Below are 21,825 nucleotides of genomic sequence, written 5' to 3'. Positions count from 1 at the left end.
TTAATATTCCTTAGTTGTTGGATTCGCACGGTGAGGAATTTTGTAGCTTCCATCTTTGTCTTTTATAGGCATAGGAAGACTAACTTTATAGTGAGTTCTGCGTTTAGCTGCACGAGTTTTGCTCACTCTTCTCTTTGGTACTGCCATTTTTTCTCCTTTATAAAATTTAATTAATTATTACAATTTATGCAATAAAAATAATCACTCAAATAAGCTTCAAGCTCGCTGATAGCAACTTCTATTAAATCAATATGTCCATCGAAAAATTCTATAGTATTGCTCAATTTGTTTGCTTCATCTTTAAAAATACCATCACTTGCAAAAAGTTCTAAATTTTCTTTAATTTCAAGTTCTAACTCAGTTCCACAACTATCACAAGGTCTATAGATAAAACCTTGCATAATAGCATTTATTTTAACAAGCTTAGGATTTATTTTTACTAAATTTCCCTCAAAAATCATATTTTCAAGATTAAGTTTAAAAGGATATTCCTTTGTATTAATCTTAGAAAAAGGGATTTTCATTTAGCAAATTTCGTTTGGTTTAAAGAAAAATTCAATTTCTATTTTTGCATTTTCCAAGCTGTCACTTCCATGAACAGCATTAGCATCAATACTCTCAGCAAAATCGGCTCTAATTGTTCCTGCTTTAGCTTCTTTAGGATTTGTCGCTCCCATTAAATCTCTATTTTTTAATACAGCACCTTCTCCTTCTAGTACAGAAACAACAACAGGACCGCTAATCATAAATTCAACCAAGTCTTTAAAAAAAGGTCTTTCTTTATGAACAGCATAAAAATTTTCAGCTTGTTCTTTACTAAGTTGAACTTTTTTCATTGCAGCGATTCTTAATCCATTGCTTTCAAAACGATCTAAAATTTTTCCTATAACACCTTTTTTAACAGCATCAGGTTTAATTATAGATAAAGTTTTTTCCATCTTTGTAATAACTCCTTATTTTAATAAAGCTTAAAATTATACTTGAATTTGTTTAAAGAAAGTTAAATTAAAAGAAAAAGCTAGGAATCTCTAGCTTTTTCTTTTTTTAAAATTATGCAAAAACTGGAGTGTCCCCACCTCTCATATCAGCGCCAATATTATCACGACTTGGTTGTCCTGATTCTACAGCACTCCAAACTATACATCCATCTGTTGGGCAAGCACTAGCACAGGCTGGTTGATCATTATGTCCTACGCATTCAACGCATTTGTTTGCATAAACATAATATCTATCTTCACCTTCTGGATTGTTAGCATCATCAACGATAGCACTCACTGGACACTCATCAATACAAGAACCACAAGCAATACATATATCTGTAATTTTTACAGCCATTTTTTCTCCTTTTTAATATTAAGATTTAAATGATTTTAGCATAAAATTCTTAAATAAGGTAAATTTTGATAATCAAAAATTTACCTTATTTGATAATAATTATAACTTTCTTAAATTTTTAATATTATTTTGGATATTTAAAAAAAAATAAAGATTTAAACGATATAATTTCGTTATCAATAAAATTTATTATTTAGGAGAAAATATGATAGTTACTAAAAAAGCTTTAGATTTTACTGCTCCAGCAGTATTGGGAAACAATGAAATTGTTCAAGATTTTAATCTTTATAAAAACATAGGTCCAAAAGGAGCGGTAGTATTCTTTTATCCAAAAGATTTTACTTTTGTTTGTCCTTCAGAAATTATAGCTTTTGACAAAAGATATCAAGAATTTAAAAATCGTGGCATTGAAGTAATTGGAATTTCAGGAGATAATGAATTTTCACATTTTGCTTGGAAAAATACTCCAGTAAATCAAGGTGGTATTGGTCAGGTTAAATTTCCGCTTGTTGCTGACTTAACTAAGCAGATTGCTAGAAATTTTGATGTACTTTATGCAGAAGCAGTTGCCCTTCGTGGTTCGTTCTTGCTTGATGCTGATGGAACAGTTCGCCATGCTGTGGTTAATGATTTACCACTAGGTAGAAATATAGATGAAATGTTAAGAATGGTTGATACTATGCTTTTTACAAATGAGCATGGTGAAGTTTGTCCTGCAGGATGGAATAAGGGCGATGAAGGTATGAAAGCTAACCCTAAAGGCGTGGCTGAATATCTTGGTAAAAACGAAGCTAAACTTTAATTTCTTAGTATAAAGCCTCTTCATGAGGCTTTTTCTTCATTTTTATTCTTTAATTGAAATTCATAAATTTTCTACTATAATTTTACACACATATTAAAATTTTTACTTAGGCTAAAATATGGCAGGCGAAGATCAAGAAAAAACAGAAGAACCCACGTCCAAAAAGATAGAAGATGCGCGTAAAGAAGGTAATGTTCCAAAGTCTCAAGATGCGGCAGCTATTGTAACTTTGATAATTGGAGTAACTATAACTTTATTTATGATGAGTTTTATGGGCGAGAGAATTGTAAATTTATATAGATACTATCAAAGTTTTATTGGTGTTGAATTTGATTTGCGTATTATTCAAGCCATTATGATTAAAAGCATTTTTGAGGTTTTAATTATTCTTGCACCTATTGTTTTAAGTATTATGATTGCTGGGGTTTTGGGAAATATTATGCAATTTGGTTTTATTTTTACAACTAAACCTATTATGCCAAATTTAGGAAAAATCAATCCTCTAAAAGGTTTAAAAAACCTTTTTTCATTGAAAAAAATTGTTGAAAGTATAAAAATTATTTTAAAAGTGGGTATTGTTTTTACTATAGCTTTTATAGTTTTGCTTAAATTTATGCAAGAGCTTCCAAGAGTTGAACTTTATACTATGGTTGCACAGCTTACTTGGCTAAGAGACAGAGCTATTGTTTTAGCAGCTATTGTTATAGTTGCTTTTTTAATTATTGCTGTTTTAGATGTTTTTTTGGTGCGTTTTCAGTATTTTAAAGGTTTGCGTATGAGCAAACAAGAAATAAAAGATGAGTATAAACAAATGGAAGGAGATCCTCAGGTTAAAGGTAGAATTCGTAGACTTCAAATGGAAGCTGCGCGTCGTCGTATGGTTCAAGATGTTGCAGGTGCGGATGTGGTGATCACAAACCCAACGCATTATGCCGTAGCTATTCGTTATGATACAAGTAAAGAACAAGCCCCTAGGGTTGTTGCCAAAGGAGTGGATTTTCTCGCTCTTCGCATAAAACAAGTAGCCTATGAAAATAATGTTGTGGTTTATGAAAATCCTCCTTTAGCAAGAGAGCTTTATAAAGCTTGTGATGTTAATGATCTTATTCCTAGGGAAATGTTTAAAGCTGTAGCTGAAGTGCTAGGATTTGTTTATAATACAAATAATAAGAGTCGTTTAGCTGGTCAAGTAAAAAAAGGAAACTAAAACTTTTAAGGTGTTTTAGTTCCTATTTTATTGATAAGTTCAAGAACAGATTTTTGAGTGCTTGTATCTGCTGTATCGACTTTAAAATATATTTCTACTCTATTATTTTCTAAGGCTTGCGGATTTCCATTGATGGGATTATTAAGCCCGTAGCTTTTAATGCTAATATTTTTCAAATTTGCTCCACCTTCTATAAAATATTTTAATACATTTTCTGCTCTTTGGTAGGCGAGTTCATAACTTCTTATAATAGAGTCGCTATTGTCTGTATAGCCTCTAATTTCTATTTTTGCTTGAGGTGGTAAATATGTTGTTAGTTCAGCCATACGTTTTAAATAATCTTGTATATCAGCTGAAACAATTTGAGCGCTACCTCTTTCAAATTCAACTTTAGATGGAAGGTTAAGAGCAATCTGATTGTCGCTTTGATCTAGAGCTGCTTGAAGACGTTTGATAGTTTCTTGCTGTGTCATAGTCATTTGTTTTAACGATTTGAGTTCATCACTTTCTTCTTTTGCTGCACCTTTATATTTTTCTTGGGTTTTGCTCTCTTCTTTGACTGTTTGAGTAGAGGTATAATCAAAGATTTTAACAAATTCGGTTTTTAAAGCCTCTACTTTAGCAGGATTTGTTTTGGAAATTGCCCAAAGAGCAATAAAAAGTGCCAAAAGCAAACTTAGAAAGTCTGCATAAGGCACGGCCCATTTTTCACCTGCAGGACATTCTGGACATTTATGTTTCTTGGCCATTTTTAACCTTTGTCAAATTGTGAAATTTTTGGATCATCGTGACTTAAGAAATTAAAAAGCTTAGCTTCCAAATCTCTAGGGTTTGCACCTTCTGCGATTCCTTTTATGGCTTCAGTGATGACAATTTGCTCTTTTACAAGATCCATTCCATTAGCTTTCATTTTTCTTCCCCAAGGGGCAAAAAGCGCATAAGCACCAAAAATTCCAGTAACCGTAGCTGTAAAAGCACCTGAAATACCCGCTGCCATTGCCTGAGGATTATCCAGCAATTTAAGAGCTAGAATAAGACCAAAAACCGCACCAACAAGTCCCATAGTAGGGCAAGTTTCTCCAAATACTATCCAATATTCTGCGCATTCTTTATAATGTTCTTCAAGTTGTTCGGTTTGTATTTCCATGCTTTCGTGAATTTCTTCAAAGCTTTTACCATCTACAAGCATCATCATAGCATTTTTTAAAAATTCATTTTCAATCTCATTGGTTCTTGATTCTAACGCTAAAAGACCATCTCTTCTTGCAATAATAGCAAATTCTATTAACTGGGCTATCCTTTCAGGTAGATTTACTCCAGAACCTTTAAAGACAACTTTGAGTTCTTTATAAGCTGCTTTTACAATTTTTTTATGTGTAGAAGTCATTGCACAAAATGCAGCCGTTGGCATAACTATAAGAAAGGAAGAAAGATGCACAACATGTAAAGGATTACCACCTTCTAGTATATCTCCTACTGAAATACTAGTAACTGCAAGCACCATTCCCAGTATGGTTGAAAGATCCATTAAATATCTCCTTGATTATTTTAAATCGCCCCAATTTTTGGCGATACTTGAGCTTGTTTTTAATTTTACTTTTAATTTTACTATATTTTCCATAATATCTCTAGTTTTTTTCACAAAATTTTCACATAAATCATCTTTTACTTCAAAAATTAATTCATCGTGAATTTGCAAAATAAGCTTTTTATCTTCATTTAATTCCTTGTTGATTTCTAACATTGCAAGTTTGATTACATCAGCTGCTGAGCCTTGTAAGATTGAATTAATGCTTTCTCTTTCATACATGGCAATTTGCATAGGTTTTGCGTTTTCAAAATCAAAATAACGCTTGCGACCGCTTAAAGTAGTGATAAAACCATTTTGTTTAGCTTTGTTTTTAACTGTTTCAAAATATTTCTTAATACTAGTAAAATTTTCAAAATATTTTTCTATGTAAGATTTGGCTAAATGAGCTTCTATTTTTAAATTTTGACTTAAAGTTTTATAGCCCATGCCATAAATAAGTCCAAAATTTATACTTTTTGCAACACTTCTGGTTTCATAATTGCTTTCTCCAAAAATCATTATAGCTGTTCTTGCATGTATATCTTCATCGTTAGCAAAAGCATTTAAAAGTTTTTCATCTTCGCTAAAATGCGCAAGCATTCTCAGTTCGATTTGAGAATAATCAAGAGAGATAAAACTAAATCCATCTTTAGCTACAAAGCAAGATTTATAATCTTTTGCGTATTGTCCGTGTGCAGGAATATTTTGCAAATTTGGATCTTTAGATGAAAGGCGTCCTGTAGCGGTTCCAGTCTGTAAAAAACTTGAATAAATGCGTGAATTTTTATCTTTTAACGCTAGTTTTAACAAAGGTTCGCAATAAGTGGAATAAAGTTTGGCAAGTTCTCTATAATCTAAAATTTTGGCAATTACAGGATGTTTATCTAAAAGTGCATTTAAAACTTTTTCATCGGTAGAATATCCTGTTTTTCCTTTTTTTCCACTTGGAAGTTTAAGTTTTTCAAAAAGTATATCACCTACTTGTTTAGGTGAGTTTAGGTTAAATCTATCCTCACAAAGAGTATAAATTTCTTCACTTAAATTTTTGATTTCATTTTCAAATTTTTTCATAAGGATTTCAAGTGCATTTGTATCAAGCTTTATGCCATTTTCTTCCATCATCATAATGATTTTAATGAAATCAAATTCGCAGTTTTTAGCAAGTTCTAGCAAAGGAGTTTCAAGATTTTTTAAAAAATAAAGATAAAATCTTAAAGTGATATAAGCATCTTCTGCGGCGTATTTGCAAGCTTTTTCAAGCTCTACACTTGCAAAATTTTCTCCTTTTTTAACAAGGCTTTCAAAATGTAAGGTTTCATAATTAAAAAGTCTTAAAGCTAAATCATCCATATTTACTCTTAAAGAAGGATTTTTAAGCCATGCTAAAATCATTGTATCTGCGTATTTTTGAGGTAAATTTAATCCAAAATTGTTTTGAATGATTTTAAAATCATATTTGAGATTGTGTCCTATAACAAAATGATTAAAGATTACTTCTATAGCTTTTTTGGCGCTTTGCAATGAGATTTGCTCACCTACTCCAAGATAGTTATGAGTTAAAGGCACGTAAAAAGCTTCATTTTCACTCATGCAAAAACTAAAACCAACAATTTTTGCTTCTTTTGTATCAAGTCCTGTGGTTTCGGTATCAAAAGCAATAATACTTTCTTTATCAAGGGTATTTAAAATTTCAAAAAGTTTGTTTTCATCTTGTATTAAAGTGGCTTTAAAACCTAAATTTTTATCTTTATTATCAGGATTTTGACGCAGTTTTTTAAGCAAAGTATTAAGTTCGTAATGTTCTAAAATTTCAAGTATTTTTAAAAGAGGTTCTTCATCAGGATAAGTTGCTTTTTCTATAAGATCTTGCACTTCTAAATTTTCATACAAAGAGGCTAATTTTTTGCTTAAAAATGCATTTTCCTTACCCTCTAAAAGCAAATTACGACTTCTTTCGTTGCGTACTAGGGTTAAATTTTCATAAATTCCTTCTATACTACCAAATTCATCAAGTAAGGTTTTAGCCCCTTTTGCACCTATACCTTTAACGCCTGGAATATTATCAGAACTATCTCCGCAAAGAGCTAAAAAATCTCTGATTTGATGAGGTTTTACTCCGTATTTTTCTAAACACGCTGCTTCATCATAGTCGTTTTTAGAAATAGGACTGTAAATGCTTGTTTTACCATCTTTTATGAGTTGATAAAGATCTTTATCTTGAGTGATAATGCGTACAAAAATATCCCTATCTTCACAAGTTCTTACAAAAGAAGCGATGATATCATCGGCTTCATAACCTTCCCTAGAAACGCTTATAAAACCCATTTTTTCTATCATCTCTATGCAAATTGGAATTTGTTCTAGAAGTTCAGGTGGTGGTGGAGTGCGATTTTGTTTATAGTTTGGATCAATTTCGCTACGAAAAGTTTTTCCTTTGGAGTCTAATGCAAAAACAATATAATCACTTTTGTGTTCATTTTTTAAGCTATAAATAAAATTTGCAAAACCGCTAATCATTCCACTAGCTTGTCCTTGTGAATTTTTAAAACCTTTTAATGCGTAGTAAAGTCTGAAAAAAAATCCAAAAGTATCGATAATAGTTAAAGTTTTCATAATAATTTCTTCTTTGATAAAATATATTTTTGGGTTATATTATTTCAAAATTTTGCTTAAAATGTCTACAATTTAAGATCTTTAAGCAAAAACACTGCAATTTTTAGCCATAATTACAAATTATTTATAAAAAAATATATTAAAATATAAGGATAATGTAATGACAAATCAGCAAATTGATGGAATTGCGGATAAGAATTTTAATACACCTGAAGGTAGGAAAGTTTTTAAAAAGGCAGTTTTTTCTTGCTGGTTGGGAACTGCTATGGAATATGCAGATTTTGCACTTTATGGTTTAGCAGCTGCAACAATTTTTTCAGAAGTGTTTTTTCCTGAGCAAACTCCAGTAATTGCACTTTTGCTTAGTTTTGTAACTTATGGCATAGGTTTTATTGCAAGACCTATTGGGGCTTTGTTTTTTGGTTATTTAGGTGATAAACACGGAAGAAAAAATGTTATGATGGCTACAATAGCTTTAATGGGAATTTCAACTACTCTTATAGGTTTTATCCCAAGCTATGCAGTAATTGGTGTTTGGGCGCCTATTTGTTTGGTTATATTACGTTTTATGCAGGGTTTTGGTGCAGGAGCTGAACTTTCAGGTGGAACAGTTATGCTTGGAGAATATGCTCCTAGCAAGAGAAGAGGGCTTGTTTCTTCTGTGATTGCTTTAGGATCAAATAGCGGAACTTTGCTTGCGTCTTTTGTATGGCTTTTGATGGTACAAATGGATGAAGCAAGTTTTAAAGAATGGGGTTGGAGAGTTCCTTTTATGGGAAGTATTTTAATCGCTCTTTTTGCTGTATATATTCGTTTTCATGTCAAAGAAACCCCTGTTTTTGAAAAGCAAAAAAATGAAATGATGAAATTGCGTCTTAATAACGAAAAGCATATGAAAAAAGATGAAAGAAGTTTTTGGCAAAGAAGTCGTGCTTTTTGGACTATGGTGGGCTTAAGAATAGGCGAAAACGGACCTTCTTATCTTGCGCAAGGTTTTATTGTAGGTTATGTGACTAAAATTTTACTTTTAGACAAATCAGTTGCCACTACAGCGGTAATGATAGCTTCATTGGTGGGTTTTTTGGTTATTCCTTTGGCAGGTTATTTAAGTGATAGATTTGGAAGACGTATTACTTATAGAATGTTTTGTTTGCTTTTGATGATTTATGCTTTTCCTGCTTTTATGCTTTTAGATAGTAAAAATGAAATTATTGTGATTTTAACTATTATTGTAGGTATGTCTTTAGCATCTTTAGGGATTTTTGGTGTACAAGCGGCTTGGGGTGTAGAACTTTTTGGGGTAAAAAACCGTTATACAAAAATGGCTTTTGCTAAGGAGCTAGGTTCTATTCTTTCAGGAGGAACAGCGCCTATGGTGGCTTCTGCTTTGCTTGCGTATTATGGCACTTGGTGGCCTATCGCAACGTATTTTGTATTAACTGCAGGTATAGGTTTTGTGACTACATTTTTTGCGCCAGAAACTAGAGGCAGAGATTTAAATAAAATAGAAGATGCGATATGAGACTTATCTTAGACACGGATATAGGCAATGCTATTGCAGGAGCAAATACCGATGATGGTTTAGCGCTTGCTTTGATTTTGGCATCTAAAGAAATCAAACTTGAAATGCTAAGCACAATTTGCGGTAATGTTCCAAGTCTTGTTGCCTATAGCGTGGCTAAGGATTTATTTAAACGTTTAAATTTAAATATCCCCGTTTATTTAGGAGCGAATGAAGCCTTAAAAGAACCAAGTAAAGCTTGGCGTCAAAGACTTGATGAAAGTGTAAAAAATTTTAAACTCGAATATCTTTGGGAAAATATAAAAAGTCCTGAAATTTTAGAAAATATAAATCCTGATGCGATTTTTAAAATGGGTGAGTTGGTGGGTAAAAATCCTAAAGAAATTTCTATTTGTGCGATAGGACCTTTGACAAATATCGCTATGGCTATGAAAATTTTTAAAGATTTTGATATAAATCTTAAAGAGCTTTTTATTATGGGCGGTAGTTTTGATATGCCTTATTACACTAAAGATACAAATTTTGGTTTCGATCCTGAGGCGGCTAGTATAGTGTTAAATTCAAGAGCTAAAATTACACTCGTACCTTATAATGTAACCATGCAGACTTTATTGACTCATGAGGATTTAAAAGAGTTGCAAGCTAAGAATATTTTATGCGATTTTATCGTTAAAACTTTAGGCGTTTGGATTGATTATGCTTCTAAAACACGTGGTACAAAGGGAACTTGGATACATGACGCTTTAACGATAGCTTACGCATTAGATTCTAGTATTGCAGATTTTGATGAGTGTTATGCTGATGTTATTTGCGATAGTTCTTTGGCAAGAGGTATGAGTTGGCGTTGCTTTAAAGAACCAAAAATGAGTATGGGGATGGATTTAAGCACTAAAAATTGTGTTAAAATTTTAAAAAATGTAGACAATGCAAAGCTTTTAAAACTTATAAAAGAGAGGCTTTTAAAAGGAGTTTGCTATGAAAATTATGAAAGCATAACGACTTAATTTTCCAAGTAAGATAAAAAATATAGTTTTTAAAAAAGAATATTTCGCAAAACCAAGTCCTAAGGCAAAAAGATCTCCCACTAAAGGTAAAAAGCTTAAAAAAGCAAATATACTTCCAAATTTGGCAAAATTAGCATTGAAATTTTCTAATTTTTTCAAGGATTTGCTAAAGTATTTTTCTAAAATTTTTTGCTTACCAAGATAAGCCAAGCCATAAGTACTTAAACTTCCTAAGGTATTACCCAAAGTAGCTACGATAAGCACTAAATTTGGATTAAAATCAAGTTTTATAAAGCCTAAAACAAAGGCTTCGCTTGCTAAGGGTAATAGTGTGCTTGAAAGAAAACACACTATAAAAAGTCCTAAATAACTTATATCACTATATAAAAAATCAAACATTAAAACTCTTTTTTACGCATTAAAATAAACAAAATAAAAAGATGGATAGGAAATAAAAAAGATTTGATAATTTCAAAATACAAATTTAAATTTCCAAGATCTAATCTTAAAAAAATAGCACCTACAATGATAAAAATAAAATAAATTTTGAAAAGATGGCTTTGAAAAAATTTATCTAAAAGAAATATATAAATAAAAGAAAGAATAAAAGCTAAATAAATGAAAAATTGCCATAAGTTAGCGTTTTCTAGATGAAAATACATATCAATACAACAAACAAACATTATATAAATAAAACAAAAAGCCAAAGGAAATATCAATTTTTCTTTTCTAAAAAGAAAAAAATAAAATAAATGTATAAAACAAAATAAAATTAGCAGTAAAAAAGTTAAAATAGAATTTAAAAAATGCAAATTTTCTCTTAGATAAAGCTTTTGATCGGCTAAATTTAGCATTTGAAGGTTTTGCGGTGGTAATTCATAAAGGCTATAATCAATGGTTAAATAGTGATTAAAAACAAAAACTAAGGTGATTTGACTTAGGCTTAAAAAGATAACAAATAAAATACTATAGTTAATTATTTTCTTTTTCATTGGATAAAAGCTTTAAATTTGGGATAAATTTGATATTTTGGTTTTTACTAAGTGCGAAAGCAAATAGGGCGTAATAAATGACAAACAATAAACCTGTAAAGAAAAAAAACATAAACAAAGTTATGGCTAAAGCAAGTGAAGGCTTGCTATGAATTAAAAAAAACATAAATATAAAAACAATTATCAAAATCATACTTTTAAAAATAAAACATAAGAGAAAATAAATTTGATTTTCACATAAAGCTCTTAGTGTTTTAAAAAATATAAAAGTACAAAAAATGGCTACTATAAGACATAAAAAAGAAAAGCTATATAGAGCAATACGCGATATCTGACTGAGAGGATAAGAAGCACTCATAATAAGAATTAAGTTAAACAAAGTGATAAATTGAGTGCTTGCACCTATAAAAAAACTTATCAACAAAACTTTACTTTTACTTGTAAAATAAAGTTTTAAAATCATAATTGAATAAGAAATTAAAAAAATCACACAAAAAATTATAGTTAGAATGTTAGCGATAGAATCAAAATTATACAATTTTAAATCATAGATAAAATCAAGAACGATAGGTAAAAAATAAAAACAAATTGAAAGTAAAAAACTTATAAAAACTATCCAAGCAAACTTTTTAACGCTTTTAAAATCATTTTGTCTTCGAATTTCAAATATTTGATGAAAGTTTAAATTTGACACTTTTCTTCTTTAAAATATTTCAATCTAGCTTTTTTAAAATTTTATACCTTTCAAAGGCATAAGCAAAACTCAAAAAATGCAAAGTAAGGAAAAGAAATAAAAGGCTTGATTTATAGACAAATATAAAAGATAAAAATGCCAAAAGCATGCACAAAAATGCAAATAAAAAAGACATTTTCACCTCTTTAAAAAGCAAAGCAAGGGTAAGTGAAAATAAAAAATAAAAAACGAAAAATAAAGCTAAAAGCCCTAAAAATAAAATTTTATTTTCCAAAAGAAAAAAAGATGCACCAAGGTTTATAATGGCAAGCAAAAAATAAATTAAAATCTTATTAGAAGAAAATAAAAAATGAATTCTGACCACCATAAAAATAAAAGCAAGAACTATGTAAATACAAGAAAAGAAGCATAAAAATATACCGCCAATATAAAGAATTTCGTTCCCAGCTTCATATGAACTTGTCACCCCTTCATAAGAAAAAAAGTAATAAAAATTATATAAAGCACAGAAAAATATATAAACACTTAATCTTTTAATCTTAAAAAATGCAATTTTTTGTTCGTGTATCATTTCAACTCCTTGCGTTTTTAAGCTCTAGATCTAAATAATATCCTGTATAGGATTTTGTTTTCTTATGCTCTTTAGCGACTTTTTCCACGCTTCCTGTGCTTATAACTTTTCCACCTTTAACTCCGCCTTCAGGCCCCATATCGATGATATAATCAGCATTTTTAATCACATCTAAATTATGTTCTATTACAAAAACCGAATTTTTAAGATCAACCAAATGTTGTAAAACTAAGATGAGTTTATTAACATCTTCAAAATGCAGTCCTGTTGTAGGTTCATCAAGTATATAAAGAGTTTTTCCTGTATCACTACGGCTTAGTTCTTTAGCAAGTTTGATTCTTTGTGCTTCACCTCCACTTAAGGCGGTGGCATTTTGTCCTAGGGTTAGATAGTCTAAACCCACTTTTACTAGAGTATCTAATTTTTGTTTGATTTTAGGAACGGCTGTAAAAAATTCACTCGCTTCTAAAACACTCATATTTAAAATTTCACTGATATTTTTGCCTTTATATTTGATTTCTAGCGTGGCATCATTGTAGCGTTTGCCCCCGCAAGTATCACAAACTACCATAACATCAGGTAAAAAATGCATTTCTATTTTGATTTCTCCATCTCCGCTACACTTCTCACATCTTCCACCTTTAACATTAAAAGAAAAGCGTCCTGCTTTATAACCACGCATTTTGGCTTCTTTAGTGGCGGCAAAAAGATTTCTGATTTCATCCATAGCGCCTGTATAGGTGGCAGGATTTGAACGTGGTGTGCGTCCAATTGGGCTTTGATCAAGATAAATGACTTTATCAAGTTTTTCAAGTCCTTCTATTTGCACCCCGCCAAGTTTTTTAACTTTTTTCACACGGTTTAATTCCTCTTGTGCAAAAGGAAGTAGGGTTTGAAGTATCAAAGAACTTTTTCCAGAACCTGAAACTCCTGTTATAGCGACTAAATTTTGTAAAGGAAATTTTACGCTTAAATCTTGGATATTGTTAATATTTACATTTTTAAGCTCTAGCCATTCTTTTTGCTCTCTATTTTTAAGCTGTGAAATTTGTTTTTTACCATTCATATAAAGTGCAGTTTCGCTTTTGCTTTTTAAAAGTTCTTTATAAGTTCCACTAAATACAACCTCACCTCCAAATTTTCCTGCTTTTGGGCCAATATCTACGATAAAATCTGCTTCTTCTATAGTCATTTTATCATGCTCTACGACAATTAGGGTATTGCCCTTTTGTTGTAAATTTCTTAAAGTTTTAATCAGTTTTGCAGTATCTCTTTCATGAAGTCCTATGCTAGGCTCATCTAAGACATACATCACTCCACTTAAACCACTGCCAATTTGTGAAGCTATGCGGATTCTTTGTGCTTCACCCCCACTAATCGTTCTTGCATCGCGCCCTAAGGAAAGATAACCTAGCCCCACATCATACAAGAAAAACAATCTTTCGTTGATTTCTTTTAGGATAGGTTTAGAAATAAGTTTTTGTTGCTCACTTAAATAAGAAAAATTTTTCTCATCTGCAAAAAAGGCCGTACTATCTTCTATGCTCATATCTAAAATTTCACCCAAGCCTTTTTTGGCTACTTTCACGGCTAAACTTTCGGGTTTTAAACGATGCCCACCGCAGTCTTTACAAATTTTTTCACTCATATATTCGGCTAAATCTTTTTCATCTTTTAGCATTTCATAAGCCATTTTAACCACGCCTTCAAAAGTGCGTTTTAGACGATTTCTTTTCCAAAGAAATTCTATAGTTTTGGCATTACCATACAATACAAGACGTTTTTGTTCTTCGTTTAATTGCATAAAAGGTATTTTGATAGGAATTTCATTTTGTTCGCAAAAGGCGATTAGGAATTTATAATAATAACTTTTATTAAAACCATACATGATTTTAACAGCACCGTTTTCGAGGCTTAAATTTTCATCGATGATTTTTTTCATATCTAAAGTATAACGAATGCCAAGTCCATTACAAGCTTCGCATGCTCCTTTTGGAGAATTAAAAGAAAAGCTTAAAGGTTCAAGTGGAACAAAGGAAATTTTACAATCAAAACAAGCTGAATGCTCGCTAAAATGATAGTGTTTATTAAGGTTTATTTCCTCATGATTTAAAACTTCTATTTCTATTTCTCCAAAGCTTTCCTGTAAACCTTTTTCTATATCGCTTGCAAGACGAGAAAGTAAATCTTCTTGAATTTCAAGTCTATCTATGACAAGTTTAATGGTGTGTTTTTTGGTTTTGGCCAGTTCAATTTCTTCATCAAGTCTTACCAAAACTCCATCAATTTGAGCTCTTACATAGCCTTTGTTGCGTAAATTTTCAAGCAAATCTGCATAAGTTCCTTTTTTTTCTCGTATGAGTGGGGCGTAGATAATGATTTTTGCACCTTTTGGAAATTTTAAAATTTCACTGACTATATCACTTACGCTCATAGATGAGATTTTTTGTCCACATTGATGACAATGTTGAATGCCAACTCTTGCATATAAAAGTCTTAGATAATCATAAATTTCAGTGATGGTTCCTACAGTAGAGCGTGGATTTTTAGAAGTAGTTTTTTGATCTATAGCAATGGCTGGAGTTAAACCTTCGATTTTATCGACATCAGGTTTGCCTACCTTATCTAAAAATTGTCTGGCATAAGCACTTAAACTTTCTATATAACGGCGTTGTCCTTCAGCATAAAGAGTGCCAAAAGCAAGGGTTGATTTTCCACTTCCACTCAGTCCTGTAAAAACAATGAGTTTGTTTTTGGGAATTTCAAGGTGGATATTTTTTAGGTTATTTTCTCTTGCACCAATGATTTTGATGGTATCGTTCATAGTCTTTCCTAAACATTAAAATAAATTTAAGATTTTAGCATAATAATATTAAAAGAACTTGGATAAATCCAAGTTAAAAATTTATAAGATTTAGCTTATTAAGCAAAGAGTGGGTGGTTCCAAGTATTGATAAGGCATATACGCAAAGTAAAATTTTTCTATGAGCTGAAATATGCATTTTTTCTATGATTTTAATTCCTATAAAAACTCCAACCATAGAAGCTATACCTACTAGTATTCCTTTATGAATAACTTCAGAGTCTATAACTCCAGAATTTGAAAAAGATATAACACCAGAGACTGAAGCAAAAATAACAAAAAACAAGGATAAAGAAACAACTTTTTTACTATCATAGCCTAAAAAATAAGCTAAAATTGGAGCAATTAAAAGTCCACCACCAATTCCCAAAGAAATAGCAAAAATACCAGTAAAAGCTCCAGCAATAAATAAAATGACATTCTTTACCCAAACGCTTCTTTGATTTTGCACAATGTTTTCTTTAATTCCAAAAGCATATTTGATAAAAAATATACAACTTACCGCCAAAAATACGCTAGTAAGAGCTACATCGCTTAAAGCTTTTAAAAGCATTCCGCTAAAGCTTGCCCCTATGAGCCCTCCAAAACCTATCATAATACCATCTTTAAGATTTAGATTTTTTTTCTTATAATTAATATAAGAGCCAAAAACTGCTGCAAAAATCATTTGCAATACTGAAATTCCGATAGCATGGTGAGCACTTGCTCCAAGTGCGAACATAGAAGGAACGATAATCATACCTCCACCAATGCCAAAAAGTCCAGAAGCAATACCTGAAATGATTCCTATGATTAGATAAGGTAAATCTGTGATTTCCATAGCTTTTCCTAAAAAATATTAAATATTTCAAATACGGAATAATTTTATCTTATTAAGCTAAGTATTATCTTAGTTTTTTATAAAAATAGAATATTTTTTTGGTAACTTTAAGCATCGTAAAAATGTTTCAAAATATTATAAAATATAAAGATTTTATAATATTTATTTTAAATTTAAAGCAAATTTTATATTTATTGATTAAAATTAATTTAGACTTTAAAAATTTTCATAAAAGTCTTAATTTTTGAAATATTTTATAAGAAAGGTAAAAGATGAGTGAAAATGGTTTTTTTAGTAGTTCTTTGATTTTAAAACTTACACATACTCTTCGCTCTTGGCGTTTCTAAACTTCTTTTTATCTAAATTTTTTCTTTAATGTTATTTTAATTTATTTTAATTTTTAAAAAGGTTTATTATGTTTGTTAAAAATGTAAATTTTTATTACAGACAAATCCTTGAAAAATTTGAAAATTCTTATTTTGCAGAGGATTTGACTAAGGTAATTATAGGGATTGATTGTGATTATTTAGATGCTAATGAATTATCCTTTAGCGAGTTTAAGGCAAAATATTATGAAGTTTTAAGCAAGAATAAAATTTGCGATTTTGCTGGATTTTTTGGAGTTTTTAGTGCAAATTTTGTATCTTTGTTTGAAAAAATTCCACTTTCTTCTAAGAAAAATTATGATTTTCCTTTATTTTTATTCGCCAATGCTAAAGCTTATTTGATTTATGAGAAAAATAGTAAGATGTTTTTTAAATTTGGCGCTTCAAAATATTTTGAATATTTAAAAGATGATATTGAGCCAATAAAAACGAAGCAAAAAAATGATTTTGAAATTTTAAACTCTTTAGAAGATGAAAAAAATGATTTTTTAAAAATGTGTGAAAAAGCTAAAGAATATCTTTTAAGTGGAGATATTTTTCAAGTGGTCTTAAGTAAGCAACTTTGTATCAAGCATCAAGTAAATGCTTTTGATTATTATGAGAGTTTAAGTGTTTTAAATCCAAGCGCTTATATGTTTTATTTTCCAAGTAAATATGGTGTTGTTTTGGGTTCTTCTCCAGAGTTTTTATTAAAAATTAAAAAAAGAGAGATTTATTTAGCCCCTATTGCTGGAACTAGAAATTTGGAAAATAACTGCGATCTTTTGGCTTTAGAAAAAGATCTTTTAAGTGATGAAAAAGAACTTAGTGAACATAAGATGCTTGTAGATTTAGCAAGAAATGATGCTTCTAAATTTGGCACTCAAACAAGAGTGGAAAATCTTTTTTCTATTATTAAAAATAAATTTGTAATGCACATAGTGAGTGAAGTGTATGCCAATATGAAAGAAGATGCGAGTATTTTCGATGTGATTGAGGCAGTTTTTCCAGCGGGAACTTTAAGCGGAGCTCCTAAAATAAGAGCTTTAGAGATCATTAGTGAGCTTGAGGATTGCGATCGTGGAGTTTATGGTGGTGCGGTAGGATTTTTAAATTTTAACGAAGACATAACTTTAGCGATTTTAATTCGTTGCGCTTTTTTTACTCAAGATAAGGCTTATTTGGCAAGTGGGGCGGGTATTGTTTTGCAAAGTGAGAGTCAAAAAGAATATGCAGAAATTTGTGCTAAACGTAGGGCGCTTTTGGTAGCTTTTGAAAAATTAAAAAAGGAAAATCAATGATACTTTTAATTGATAATTATGATTCTTTTGTTTTTAATGTTAAAAGCATGTTAGAACAACTCAGCAATGATGAAATTTTAGTAAGAAGAAATGATGAAATTTCCCTGAGTGAAATTAAAAATTTAAATCCTACTCATATTATTTTAAGTCCTGGTCCAAAACATCCCAGTCAAAGTGGGATTTGTCTTGAAATTTTTAAAGCAAGGCTTAATATCCCTGTTTTGGGCATTTGTTTAGGACATCAAGCTTTAGCTTTAGCTTTTGATTCTTTAGTGGTTAAGATGCAAGAGCCTATGCATGCAAAAAATTCTTTGATAAAACAATGCAAGGAAAATGAATTATTTTCTAATTTGCCTTCAAATTTTAGCGTAATGCGTTATCATTCTTTAGAGGTTAAACAGCTTGGTGATGAGCTTGAAATTTTAGCCCTTGATGAAAAGGGTGTGATTATGGCTTTGGGACATAAAAATTTACCTTATTATGGCGTGCAATTTCACCCTGAAAGTTATTTTAGTGAATATGGCTTACAACTTTTTTCTAATTTTTTAAAACAAGATATAAAAAAATCACAAAAACAAGAAAATCCTTTAAGTTTTTATTTGCAAAAAATGAGTGAAAATCATTTTTTACAAAGCGATGATTTTGAGCAAATTTGCAAGATTATTATGTCTAAAGATTATGAAATTTTACAAGTGGCGGCTTTGTTGATTTTAATCACTGAAAAGTCTTTAAACGAAAAATCTTTAAGTGCTTTTGTAAGACAAATTTTAAGATATTCTCAAACTTTTAGTGATGAGAGTGAGATGATTGATATTTGTGGAACAGGTGGAGATGGTTTTAAAAGTATCAATGTTTCTACGACTAGTGCTTTTATTTTAGCAGCTTTAGGAGTAAAAGTAGCCAAACACGGAAATCGTGCCATTTCAAGTTCTAGCGGAAGTACAGATGTGTTAGAAGCTTTAAATATAACTACTCCAAACACTTTAGAATCAGCTTTAAAACAACTAAACAATCAAGGGCTTAGTTTTTTACATGCTCCATTTTTCCATCCTTTAGTAGGAGAACTTAAAGAGATCAGATCAAGGCTTGGAGTAAGAACGGTTTTTAATGTTTTAGGTCCTTTATTGCACCCTAATTTAAAGTTAAAATATCAACTTATGGGAAATTATCACGCACCTGTGCATAGGCTTTTGATAGAGGTTTTAAAAAATTTAGGACGCAAAAAAGCTTTAGTGGTAAGAGGAAATGATGGTATGGATGAGCTTAGTATTTGCGATGAAAGTAAAATTTATGAGCTTTGTGAAGGAGAAATTTTAGAGTATTCTATCTGTCCTGAACAATTTGGTTTTAAAAGAGCTTTTCATAGTGAAATCATAGGATCTAGCGCATATGAAAACGCTAAGGATTTAAAAGATATTTTAAGCGGTAAAATGCAAGGGGCAAAATTTGATTTGGTAGTTTTAAATGCTATGTTTGCACTTTATACAGCCAATAAAGCAAGTTCGCCTTTAGTGGCTAAAGATATAATTTTAGAAGCCATTTATTCAGGTAAGGTTATAGAGTATTTTAAGGAGTATCAAGCTTATGTTAAAGCTTAAAATTTGCGGTATTAAAGATGAAAAAAATGCTAAAGATTTAGCTTTTTTAAATATTGATTTTTTTGGACTTATTTTTGCTAAAAGTCCAAGAAGAGTGAGTTTAAATCAAGCGAGAAATTTAAGTGCAATTTTTCATGAGAAAGATAAAAAAGTTGTCGGTGTTTTTGTAGATGAAAATTTGGAACAAATTTTAAGATGTATTAAAGAAGTTAAGCTTGATGGGATACAAATTTATCGCACTATTACCAAAGAAGAATTTGAAATTTTAAAGGTGCAAAATGTTTTTGTTTGGCAGGTGATAAGTGTGGAAAATAGTTTAGATTTAAAAAGTGAAATTTTTGCTGATTTAGTGCTTTTTGATGCTAAGGGAATTTTAAAGGGCGGTAATGGAATAAGTTTTAATTGGACTTTATTAAGTTCTTATACTAAAGATTTTGCATTAGCTGGAGGCATAGGTTTGGATAATATTCATAAGGCTGTAAAAACAGGAGCTAAAATTTTAGATCTTAATTCAAAACTTGAAGATGAAAAAGGCTTAAAAGATATCAACAAAATAAAACAAATTTTAAAGGAGCTGAAAAAATGAAAAAAGCGTATTATGGGGATTTTGGTGGGCAGTTTTTGCCTGAAAGTGCAATGTTTGCTTTAAATGAGCTAGAAAGTGCTTTTTTGAAATTTTCTAAAGATAAACTCTTTAAAAAAGAATTAAACGATCTTTTAAAAACTTATGTGGGGCGTCCTACTCCGCTTTATTTTGCTAGAAATTTAAGCAAAAAATATCAGCATGAAATTTATTTAAAACGCGAGGATTTAAATCATACTGGAGCACATAAAATCAATAATGCCATCGCTCAAGCCCTTTTAGCAAAAAAAATGGGAAAGAAAAAAATCATAGCAGAAACAGGAGCAGGTCAACACGGGCTTGCAACAGCCACTGCAGCAGCACTTTTAGGACTTGAATGTGAAATTTATATGGGGGCAACCGATGTGCAAAGACAGGCTTTAAATGTTTATAAAATGGAGCTTTTGGGTGCTAAAATTCATGCAGTACAAAGTGGGCTTAAAACTCTAAAAGAAGCTACTACTGCAGCTATTCAAGCTTGGGTTGGAGATATTAAAAATATTTTTTATGTGGTTGGAAGTGCGGTAGGTCCTTATCCTTATCCTAAAATGGTAACCCATTTTCAAAGCATTATAGGAAAAGAATGCAAAATGCAACTTCAAAAACTCAATAAAAAAGTAGATTATATTATCGCAGCTGTTGGGGGTGGAAGCAATGCAGCTGGGATTTTTTATGATTTTATCAAAGATGAAAATGTTAAACTTATAGGTATTGAAGCAGGGGGGCTTGGCATTGATACGCCTTATCATGCAGCGACTTTAAATAAGGGAAAAACAGGCATTATTCACGGTATGAAAACCAAGGTTTTACAAGATGATTTAGGCAATATCTTGCCTGTACATAGTGTTTCTGCAGGGCTTGATTATCCAGGAATTGGGCCTTTGCATGCTTTTTTATTTGAAAGTAAAAGAGCGCAATATCATGCTATAAGTGATGAAGAATGTATGCAAGCTTTAAAATTACTTTGCAAAGAAGAAGGTATTATTGCAGCGATTGAAAGTTCGCATGCTTTAGCGTTTTTAGAAAAACTTTGTCCAACTTTAAAAAAGAAAAGCGTGATAGTAGTAAATCTTTCAGGCAGGGGAGATAAAGATATGCAAATGATTAGAGATTATAAAAAAGGGGTGATTTATGGTTGATTTTAGAAAATTTTATAAAGAAAATGCAAATGTGGCTTATACGGTTTTAGGTTATCCAAATCTTCAAACAAGTGAAGCTTTTTTGCAAAGATTAGATCAAAGCCCTATTGATATTTTAGAACTTGGTGTTGCTTATAGTGATCCTATTGCCGATGGTGAGATTATTGCAGATGCGGCAAAAATAGCTCTTGATCAAGGCGTGGATATTCATAGTGTTTTTGAGCTTTTAGCTAGGATAAAAACTAAAAAAGCTTTGGTTTTTATGGTTTATTATAATTTAATTTTTTCTTATGGCTTGGAAAAATTTGTGAAAAAAGCAAAATCTTTAGGGATTTGTGCTTTGATTGTGCCTGAATTGAGTTTTGAAGAAAGTGATGATTTAATTAAAGAGTGTGAAAGATATAATATAGCTTTAATCACACTTGTAAGCGTTACAACCCCTAAAGAAAGGGTTAAAAAGTTAGTAAAACATGCTAAGGGCTTTATTTATTTATTAGCAAGCATAGGTATTACAGGTACGAAAAGTGTCGAAGAAGCAATCTTACAAGATAAAGTAAAAGAAATCAGATCTTTTACAAATTTGCCTATTTTTGTAGGCTTTGGCATTCAAAATAATCAAGATGTAAAAAGAATGAGAAAAGTTGCTGACGGAGTGATTGTAGGAACTAGCATAGTAAAGTGTTTTAAACAAGGAAATTTGGATATAATAATGAAAGATATTGAAGAAATTTTCAAAAAATAAAATTTTAAAACATATTTTTATTTTATATTTACTATAATTTTAAATTAAGTTTTTTATAAAGGTGG

General features: G+C 30.6%; 23 protein-coding genes. 10 read left to right on the top strand and 13 right to left on the bottom strand.

Annotation, left to right across the window (positions count from 1 at the left end):
• The 4 genes from rpmF to AJ881_RS03405 all read right to left on the bottom strand — a co-directional run bounded on the left by rpmF (position 1) and on the right by AJ881_RS03405 (position 1,335).
• A complete protein-coding gene (rpmF, locus tag AJ881_RS03420; RefSeq protein WP_070282971.1) occupies positions 1-147 on the bottom strand; it encodes a 50S ribosomal protein L32 in 147 nt (48 codons plus the stop codon).
• Between the two features lie 23 nt (positions 148-170).
• A complete protein-coding gene (locus AJ881_RS03415; RefSeq protein ID WP_070282973.1) occupies positions 171-524 on the bottom strand; it encodes a hypothetical protein in 354 nt (117 codons plus the stop codon).
• Positions 525-938, bottom strand: coding sequence for a nucleoside-diphosphate kinase (gene ndk / locus AJ881_RS03410; protein ID WP_002859435.1), 414 nt, complete (start codon positions 936-938; stop codon positions 525-527). It abuts the gene before it with no gap.
• Positions 939-1,050: 112 nt separating this feature from the next.
• A complete protein-coding gene (locus AJ881_RS03405; protein WP_070282975.1) occupies positions 1,051-1,335 on the bottom strand; it encodes a DUF362 domain-containing protein in 285 nt (94 codons plus the stop codon).
• Between the two features lie 205 nt (positions 1,336-1,540).
• Between AJ881_RS03405 and AJ881_RS03400 the strand changes: the two genes are divergently transcribed.
• Both AJ881_RS03400 and flhB read left to right on the top strand, forming a co-directional pair.
• The gene (locus AJ881_RS03400; protein WP_002854219.1) at positions 1,541-2,137 is read left to right on the top strand and encodes a peroxiredoxin; all 597 of its coding nucleotides are present in this window, start codon (positions 1,541-1,543) and stop codon (positions 2,135-2,137) included.
• A gap of 118 nt (positions 2,138-2,255) precedes the next feature.
• The gene (gene flhB, locus AJ881_RS03395) at positions 2,256-3,344 is read left to right on the top strand and encodes a flagellar biosynthesis protein FlhB (protein WP_002857279.1); all 1,089 of its coding nucleotides are present in this window, start codon (positions 2,256-2,258) and stop codon (positions 3,342-3,344) included.
• Positions 3,345-3,349: 5 nt separating this feature from the next.
• On the opposite strand, the gene motB is transcribed toward flhB, so the two are convergent.
• The 3 genes from motB to polA are packed head-to-tail and all read right to left on the bottom strand — an operon-like array spanning position 3,350 to position 7,527.
• Positions 3,350-4,093, bottom strand: a complete 744-nt coding sequence (gene motB, locus AJ881_RS03390; RefSeq protein ID WP_070243300.1) for a flagellar motor protein MotB — start codon at positions 4,091-4,093, stop codon at positions 3,350-3,352.
• Positions 4,094-4,095: 2 nt separating this feature from the next.
• Positions 4,096-4,872: a flagellar motor stator protein MotA gene (gene motA, locus AJ881_RS03385; RefSeq protein ID WP_002854170.1), complete on the bottom strand. Its 777-nt coding sequence runs from the start codon at positions 4,870-4,872 to the stop codon at positions 4,096-4,098.
• Between the two features lie 15 nt (positions 4,873-4,887).
• A complete protein-coding gene (gene polA / locus AJ881_RS03380; protein WP_057035449.1) occupies positions 4,888-7,527 on the bottom strand; it encodes a DNA polymerase I in 2,640 nt (879 codons plus the stop codon).
• A 160-nt stretch (positions 7,528-7,687) separates the two neighbouring features.
• Here polA and AJ881_RS03375 point away from each other — a divergent pair, with 160 nt between their 5' ends.
• Positions 7,688-9,049 (top strand): MFS transporter, encoded by a 1,362-nt coding sequence (locus AJ881_RS03375; protein WP_059110892.1) that lies wholly within the window; start codon positions 7,688-7,690, stop codon positions 9,047-9,049.
• Positions 9,046-10,053, top strand: a complete 1,008-nt coding sequence (locus tag AJ881_RS03370) for a nucleoside hydrolase (protein ID WP_002861113.1) — start codon at positions 9,046-9,048, stop codon at positions 10,051-10,053. The genes AJ881_RS03375 and AJ881_RS03370 overlap by 4 nt, the downstream gene beginning before the upstream one ends.
• Here AJ881_RS03370 and AJ881_RS03365 read toward each other — a convergent pair.
• From AJ881_RS03365 to AJ881_RS03340, 6 genes are all read right to left on the bottom strand, one after another.
• Positions 10,009-10,452 carry a YqaA family protein gene (locus AJ881_RS03365; RefSeq protein WP_044780428.1) on the bottom strand — a complete coding sequence of 148 codons (444 nt, stop codon included), beginning with the start codon at positions 10,450-10,452 and terminating at the stop codon, positions 10,009-10,011. The two genes, AJ881_RS03370 and AJ881_RS03365, sit on opposite strands and share 45 nt — an antisense overlap.
• On the bottom strand, positions 10,452-11,045 hold the full coding sequence (locus tag AJ881_RS03360; RefSeq protein ID WP_002870754.1) for a hypothetical protein: 594 nt from the start codon (positions 11,043-11,045) through the stop codon (positions 10,452-10,454). The genes AJ881_RS03365 and AJ881_RS03360 overlap by 1 nt, the downstream gene beginning before the upstream one ends.
• Entirely contained in the window at positions 11,026-11,739 is a 714-nt protein-coding gene (locus AJ881_RS03355; protein WP_044793886.1) for a hypothetical protein, read from the bottom strand. Before AJ881_RS03355 ends, AJ881_RS03360 begins: the two co-directional genes overlap by 20 nt.
• Positions 11,740-11,758: 19 nt before the next feature.
• Complete coding sequence (locus AJ881_RS03350; protein ID WP_044778479.1) at positions 11,759-12,310, bottom strand: hypothetical protein; 552 nt, start codon at positions 12,308-12,310, stop codon at positions 11,759-11,761.
• Between the two features lies 1 nt (position 12,311).
• On the bottom strand, positions 12,312-15,134 hold the full coding sequence (uvrA, locus tag AJ881_RS03345; RefSeq protein ID WP_070282977.1) for an excinuclease ABC subunit UvrA: 2,823 nt from the start codon (positions 15,132-15,134) through the stop codon (positions 12,312-12,314).
• 73 nt (positions 15,135-15,207) lie between these two features.
• The gene (locus tag AJ881_RS03340) at positions 15,208-15,993 is read right to left on the bottom strand and encodes a sulfite exporter TauE/SafE family protein (protein ID WP_070282979.1); all 786 of its coding nucleotides are present in this window, start codon (positions 15,991-15,993) and stop codon (positions 15,208-15,210) included.
• A 122-nt stretch (positions 15,994-16,115) separates the two neighbouring features.
• Here AJ881_RS03340 and AJ881_RS03335 point away from each other — a divergent pair, with 122 nt between their 5' ends.
• The 6 genes from AJ881_RS03335 (at position 16,116) to trpA (ending at position 21,760) form a co-directional block, all read left to right on the top strand.
• Positions 16,116-16,241: a hypothetical protein gene (locus AJ881_RS03335; RefSeq protein ID WP_044778484.1), complete on the top strand. Its 126-nt coding sequence runs from the start codon at positions 16,116-16,118 to the stop codon at positions 16,239-16,241.
• Between the two features lie 167 nt (positions 16,242-16,408).
• Positions 16,409-17,659: an anthranilate synthase component I family protein gene (locus AJ881_RS03330; RefSeq protein WP_070282981.1), complete on the top strand. Its 1,251-nt coding sequence runs from the start codon at positions 16,409-16,411 to the stop codon at positions 17,657-17,659.
• On the top strand, positions 17,656-19,257 hold the full coding sequence (gene trpD / locus AJ881_RS03325) for an anthranilate phosphoribosyltransferase (RefSeq protein WP_070282983.1): 1,602 nt from the start codon (positions 17,656-17,658) through the stop codon (positions 19,255-19,257). The genes AJ881_RS03330 and trpD overlap by 4 nt, the downstream gene beginning before the upstream one ends.
• Complete coding sequence (locus AJ881_RS03320) at positions 19,244-19,843, top strand: phosphoribosylanthranilate isomerase (RefSeq protein WP_002934007.1); 600 nt, start codon at positions 19,244-19,246, stop codon at positions 19,841-19,843. The genes trpD and AJ881_RS03320 overlap by 14 nt, the downstream gene beginning before the upstream one ends.
• Complete coding sequence (gene trpB, locus AJ881_RS03315; protein ID WP_002861118.1) at positions 19,840-21,018, top strand: tryptophan synthase subunit beta; 1,179 nt, start codon at positions 19,840-19,842, stop codon at positions 21,016-21,018. Before AJ881_RS03320 ends, trpB begins: the two co-directional genes overlap by 4 nt.
• The gene (trpA, locus tag AJ881_RS03310) at positions 21,011-21,760 is read left to right on the top strand and encodes a tryptophan synthase subunit alpha (protein WP_002854645.1); all 750 of its coding nucleotides are present in this window, start codon (positions 21,011-21,013) and stop codon (positions 21,758-21,760) included. Before trpB ends, trpA begins: the two co-directional genes overlap by 8 nt.
• Positions 21,761-21,825: the final 65 nt, after the last annotated feature.

The organism is Campylobacter sp. BCW_6460, from assembly GCF_001762705.1.
GTDB lineage: Bacteria > Campylobacterota > Campylobacteria > Campylobacterales > Campylobacteraceae > Campylobacter_D > Campylobacter_D jejuni.
Note: the sequence above shows the minus strand (reverse complement) of the source record. Positions and strands in the feature narration are given on the sequence as shown.

Bases quoted from the DNA above. Each gene is read 5' to 3' on its own strand.
- rpmF (WP_070282971.1), bottom strand. From the start codon at position 147: ATGGCAGTACCAAAGAGAAGAGTGAGCAAAACTCGTGCAGCTAAACGC.
- AJ881_RS03415 (WP_070282973.1), bottom strand. From the start codon at position 524: ATGAAAATCCCTTTTTCTAAGATTAATACAAAGGAATATCCTTTTAAA.
- ndk (WP_002859435.1), bottom strand. From the start codon at position 938: ATGGAAAAAACTTTATCTATAATTAAACCTGATGCTGTTAAAAAAGGT.
- AJ881_RS03405 (WP_070282975.1), bottom strand. From the start codon at position 1,335: ATGGCTGTAAAAATTACAGATATATGTATTGCTTGTGGTTCTTGTATT.
- AJ881_RS03400 (WP_002854219.1), top strand. From the start codon at position 1,541: ATGATAGTTACTAAAAAAGCTTTAGATTTTACTGCTCCAGCAGTATTG.
- flhB (WP_002857279.1), top strand. From the start codon at position 2,256: ATGGCAGGCGAAGATCAAGAAAAAACAGAAGAACCCACGTCCAAAAAG.
- motB (WP_070243300.1), bottom strand. From the start codon at position 4,093: ATGGCCAAGAAACATAAATGTCCAGAATGTCCTGCAGGTGAAAAATGG.
- motA (WP_002854170.1), bottom strand. From the start codon at position 4,872: ATGGATCTTTCAACCATACTGGGAATGGTGCTTGCAGTTACTAGTATT.
- polA (WP_057035449.1), bottom strand. From the start codon at position 7,527: ATGAAAACTTTAACTATTATCGATACTTTTGGATTTTTTTTCAGACTT.
- AJ881_RS03375 (WP_059110892.1), top strand. From the start codon at position 7,688: ATGACAAATCAGCAAATTGATGGAATTGCGGATAAGAATTTTAATACA.
- AJ881_RS03370 (WP_002861113.1), top strand. From the start codon at position 9,046: ATGAGACTTATCTTAGACACGGATATAGGCAATGCTATTGCAGGAGCA.
- AJ881_RS03365 (WP_044780428.1), bottom strand. From the start codon at position 10,452: ATGTTTGATTTTTTATATAGTGATATAAGTTATTTAGGACTTTTTATA.
- AJ881_RS03360 (WP_002870754.1), bottom strand. From the start codon at position 11,045: ATGAAAAAGAAAATAATTAACTATAGTATTTTATTTGTTATCTTTTTA.
- AJ881_RS03350 (WP_044778479.1), bottom strand. From the start codon at position 12,310: ATGATACACGAACAAAAAATTGCATTTTTTAAGATTAAAAGATTAAGT.
- uvrA (WP_070282977.1), bottom strand. From the start codon at position 15,134: ATGAACGATACCATCAAAATCATTGGTGCAAGAGAAAATAACCTAAAA.
- AJ881_RS03340 (WP_070282979.1), bottom strand. From the start codon at position 15,993: ATGGAAATCACAGATTTACCTTATCTAATCATAGGAATCATTTCAGGT.
- AJ881_RS03335 (WP_044778484.1), top strand. From the start codon at position 16,116: ATGTTTCAAAATATTATAAAATATAAAGATTTTATAATATTTATTTTA.
- AJ881_RS03330 (WP_070282981.1), top strand. From the start codon at position 16,409: ATGTTTGTTAAAAATGTAAATTTTTATTACAGACAAATCCTTGAAAAA.
- trpD (WP_070282983.1), top strand. From the start codon at position 17,656: ATGATACTTTTAATTGATAATTATGATTCTTTTGTTTTTAATGTTAAA.
- AJ881_RS03320 (WP_002934007.1), top strand. From the start codon at position 19,244: ATGTTAAAGCTTAAAATTTGCGGTATTAAAGATGAAAAAAATGCTAAA.
- trpB (WP_002861118.1), top strand. From the start codon at position 19,840: ATGAAAAAAGCGTATTATGGGGATTTTGGTGGGCAGTTTTTGCCTGAA.
- trpA (WP_002854645.1), top strand. From the start codon at position 21,011: ATGGTTGATTTTAGAAAATTTTATAAAGAAAATGCAAATGTGGCTTAT.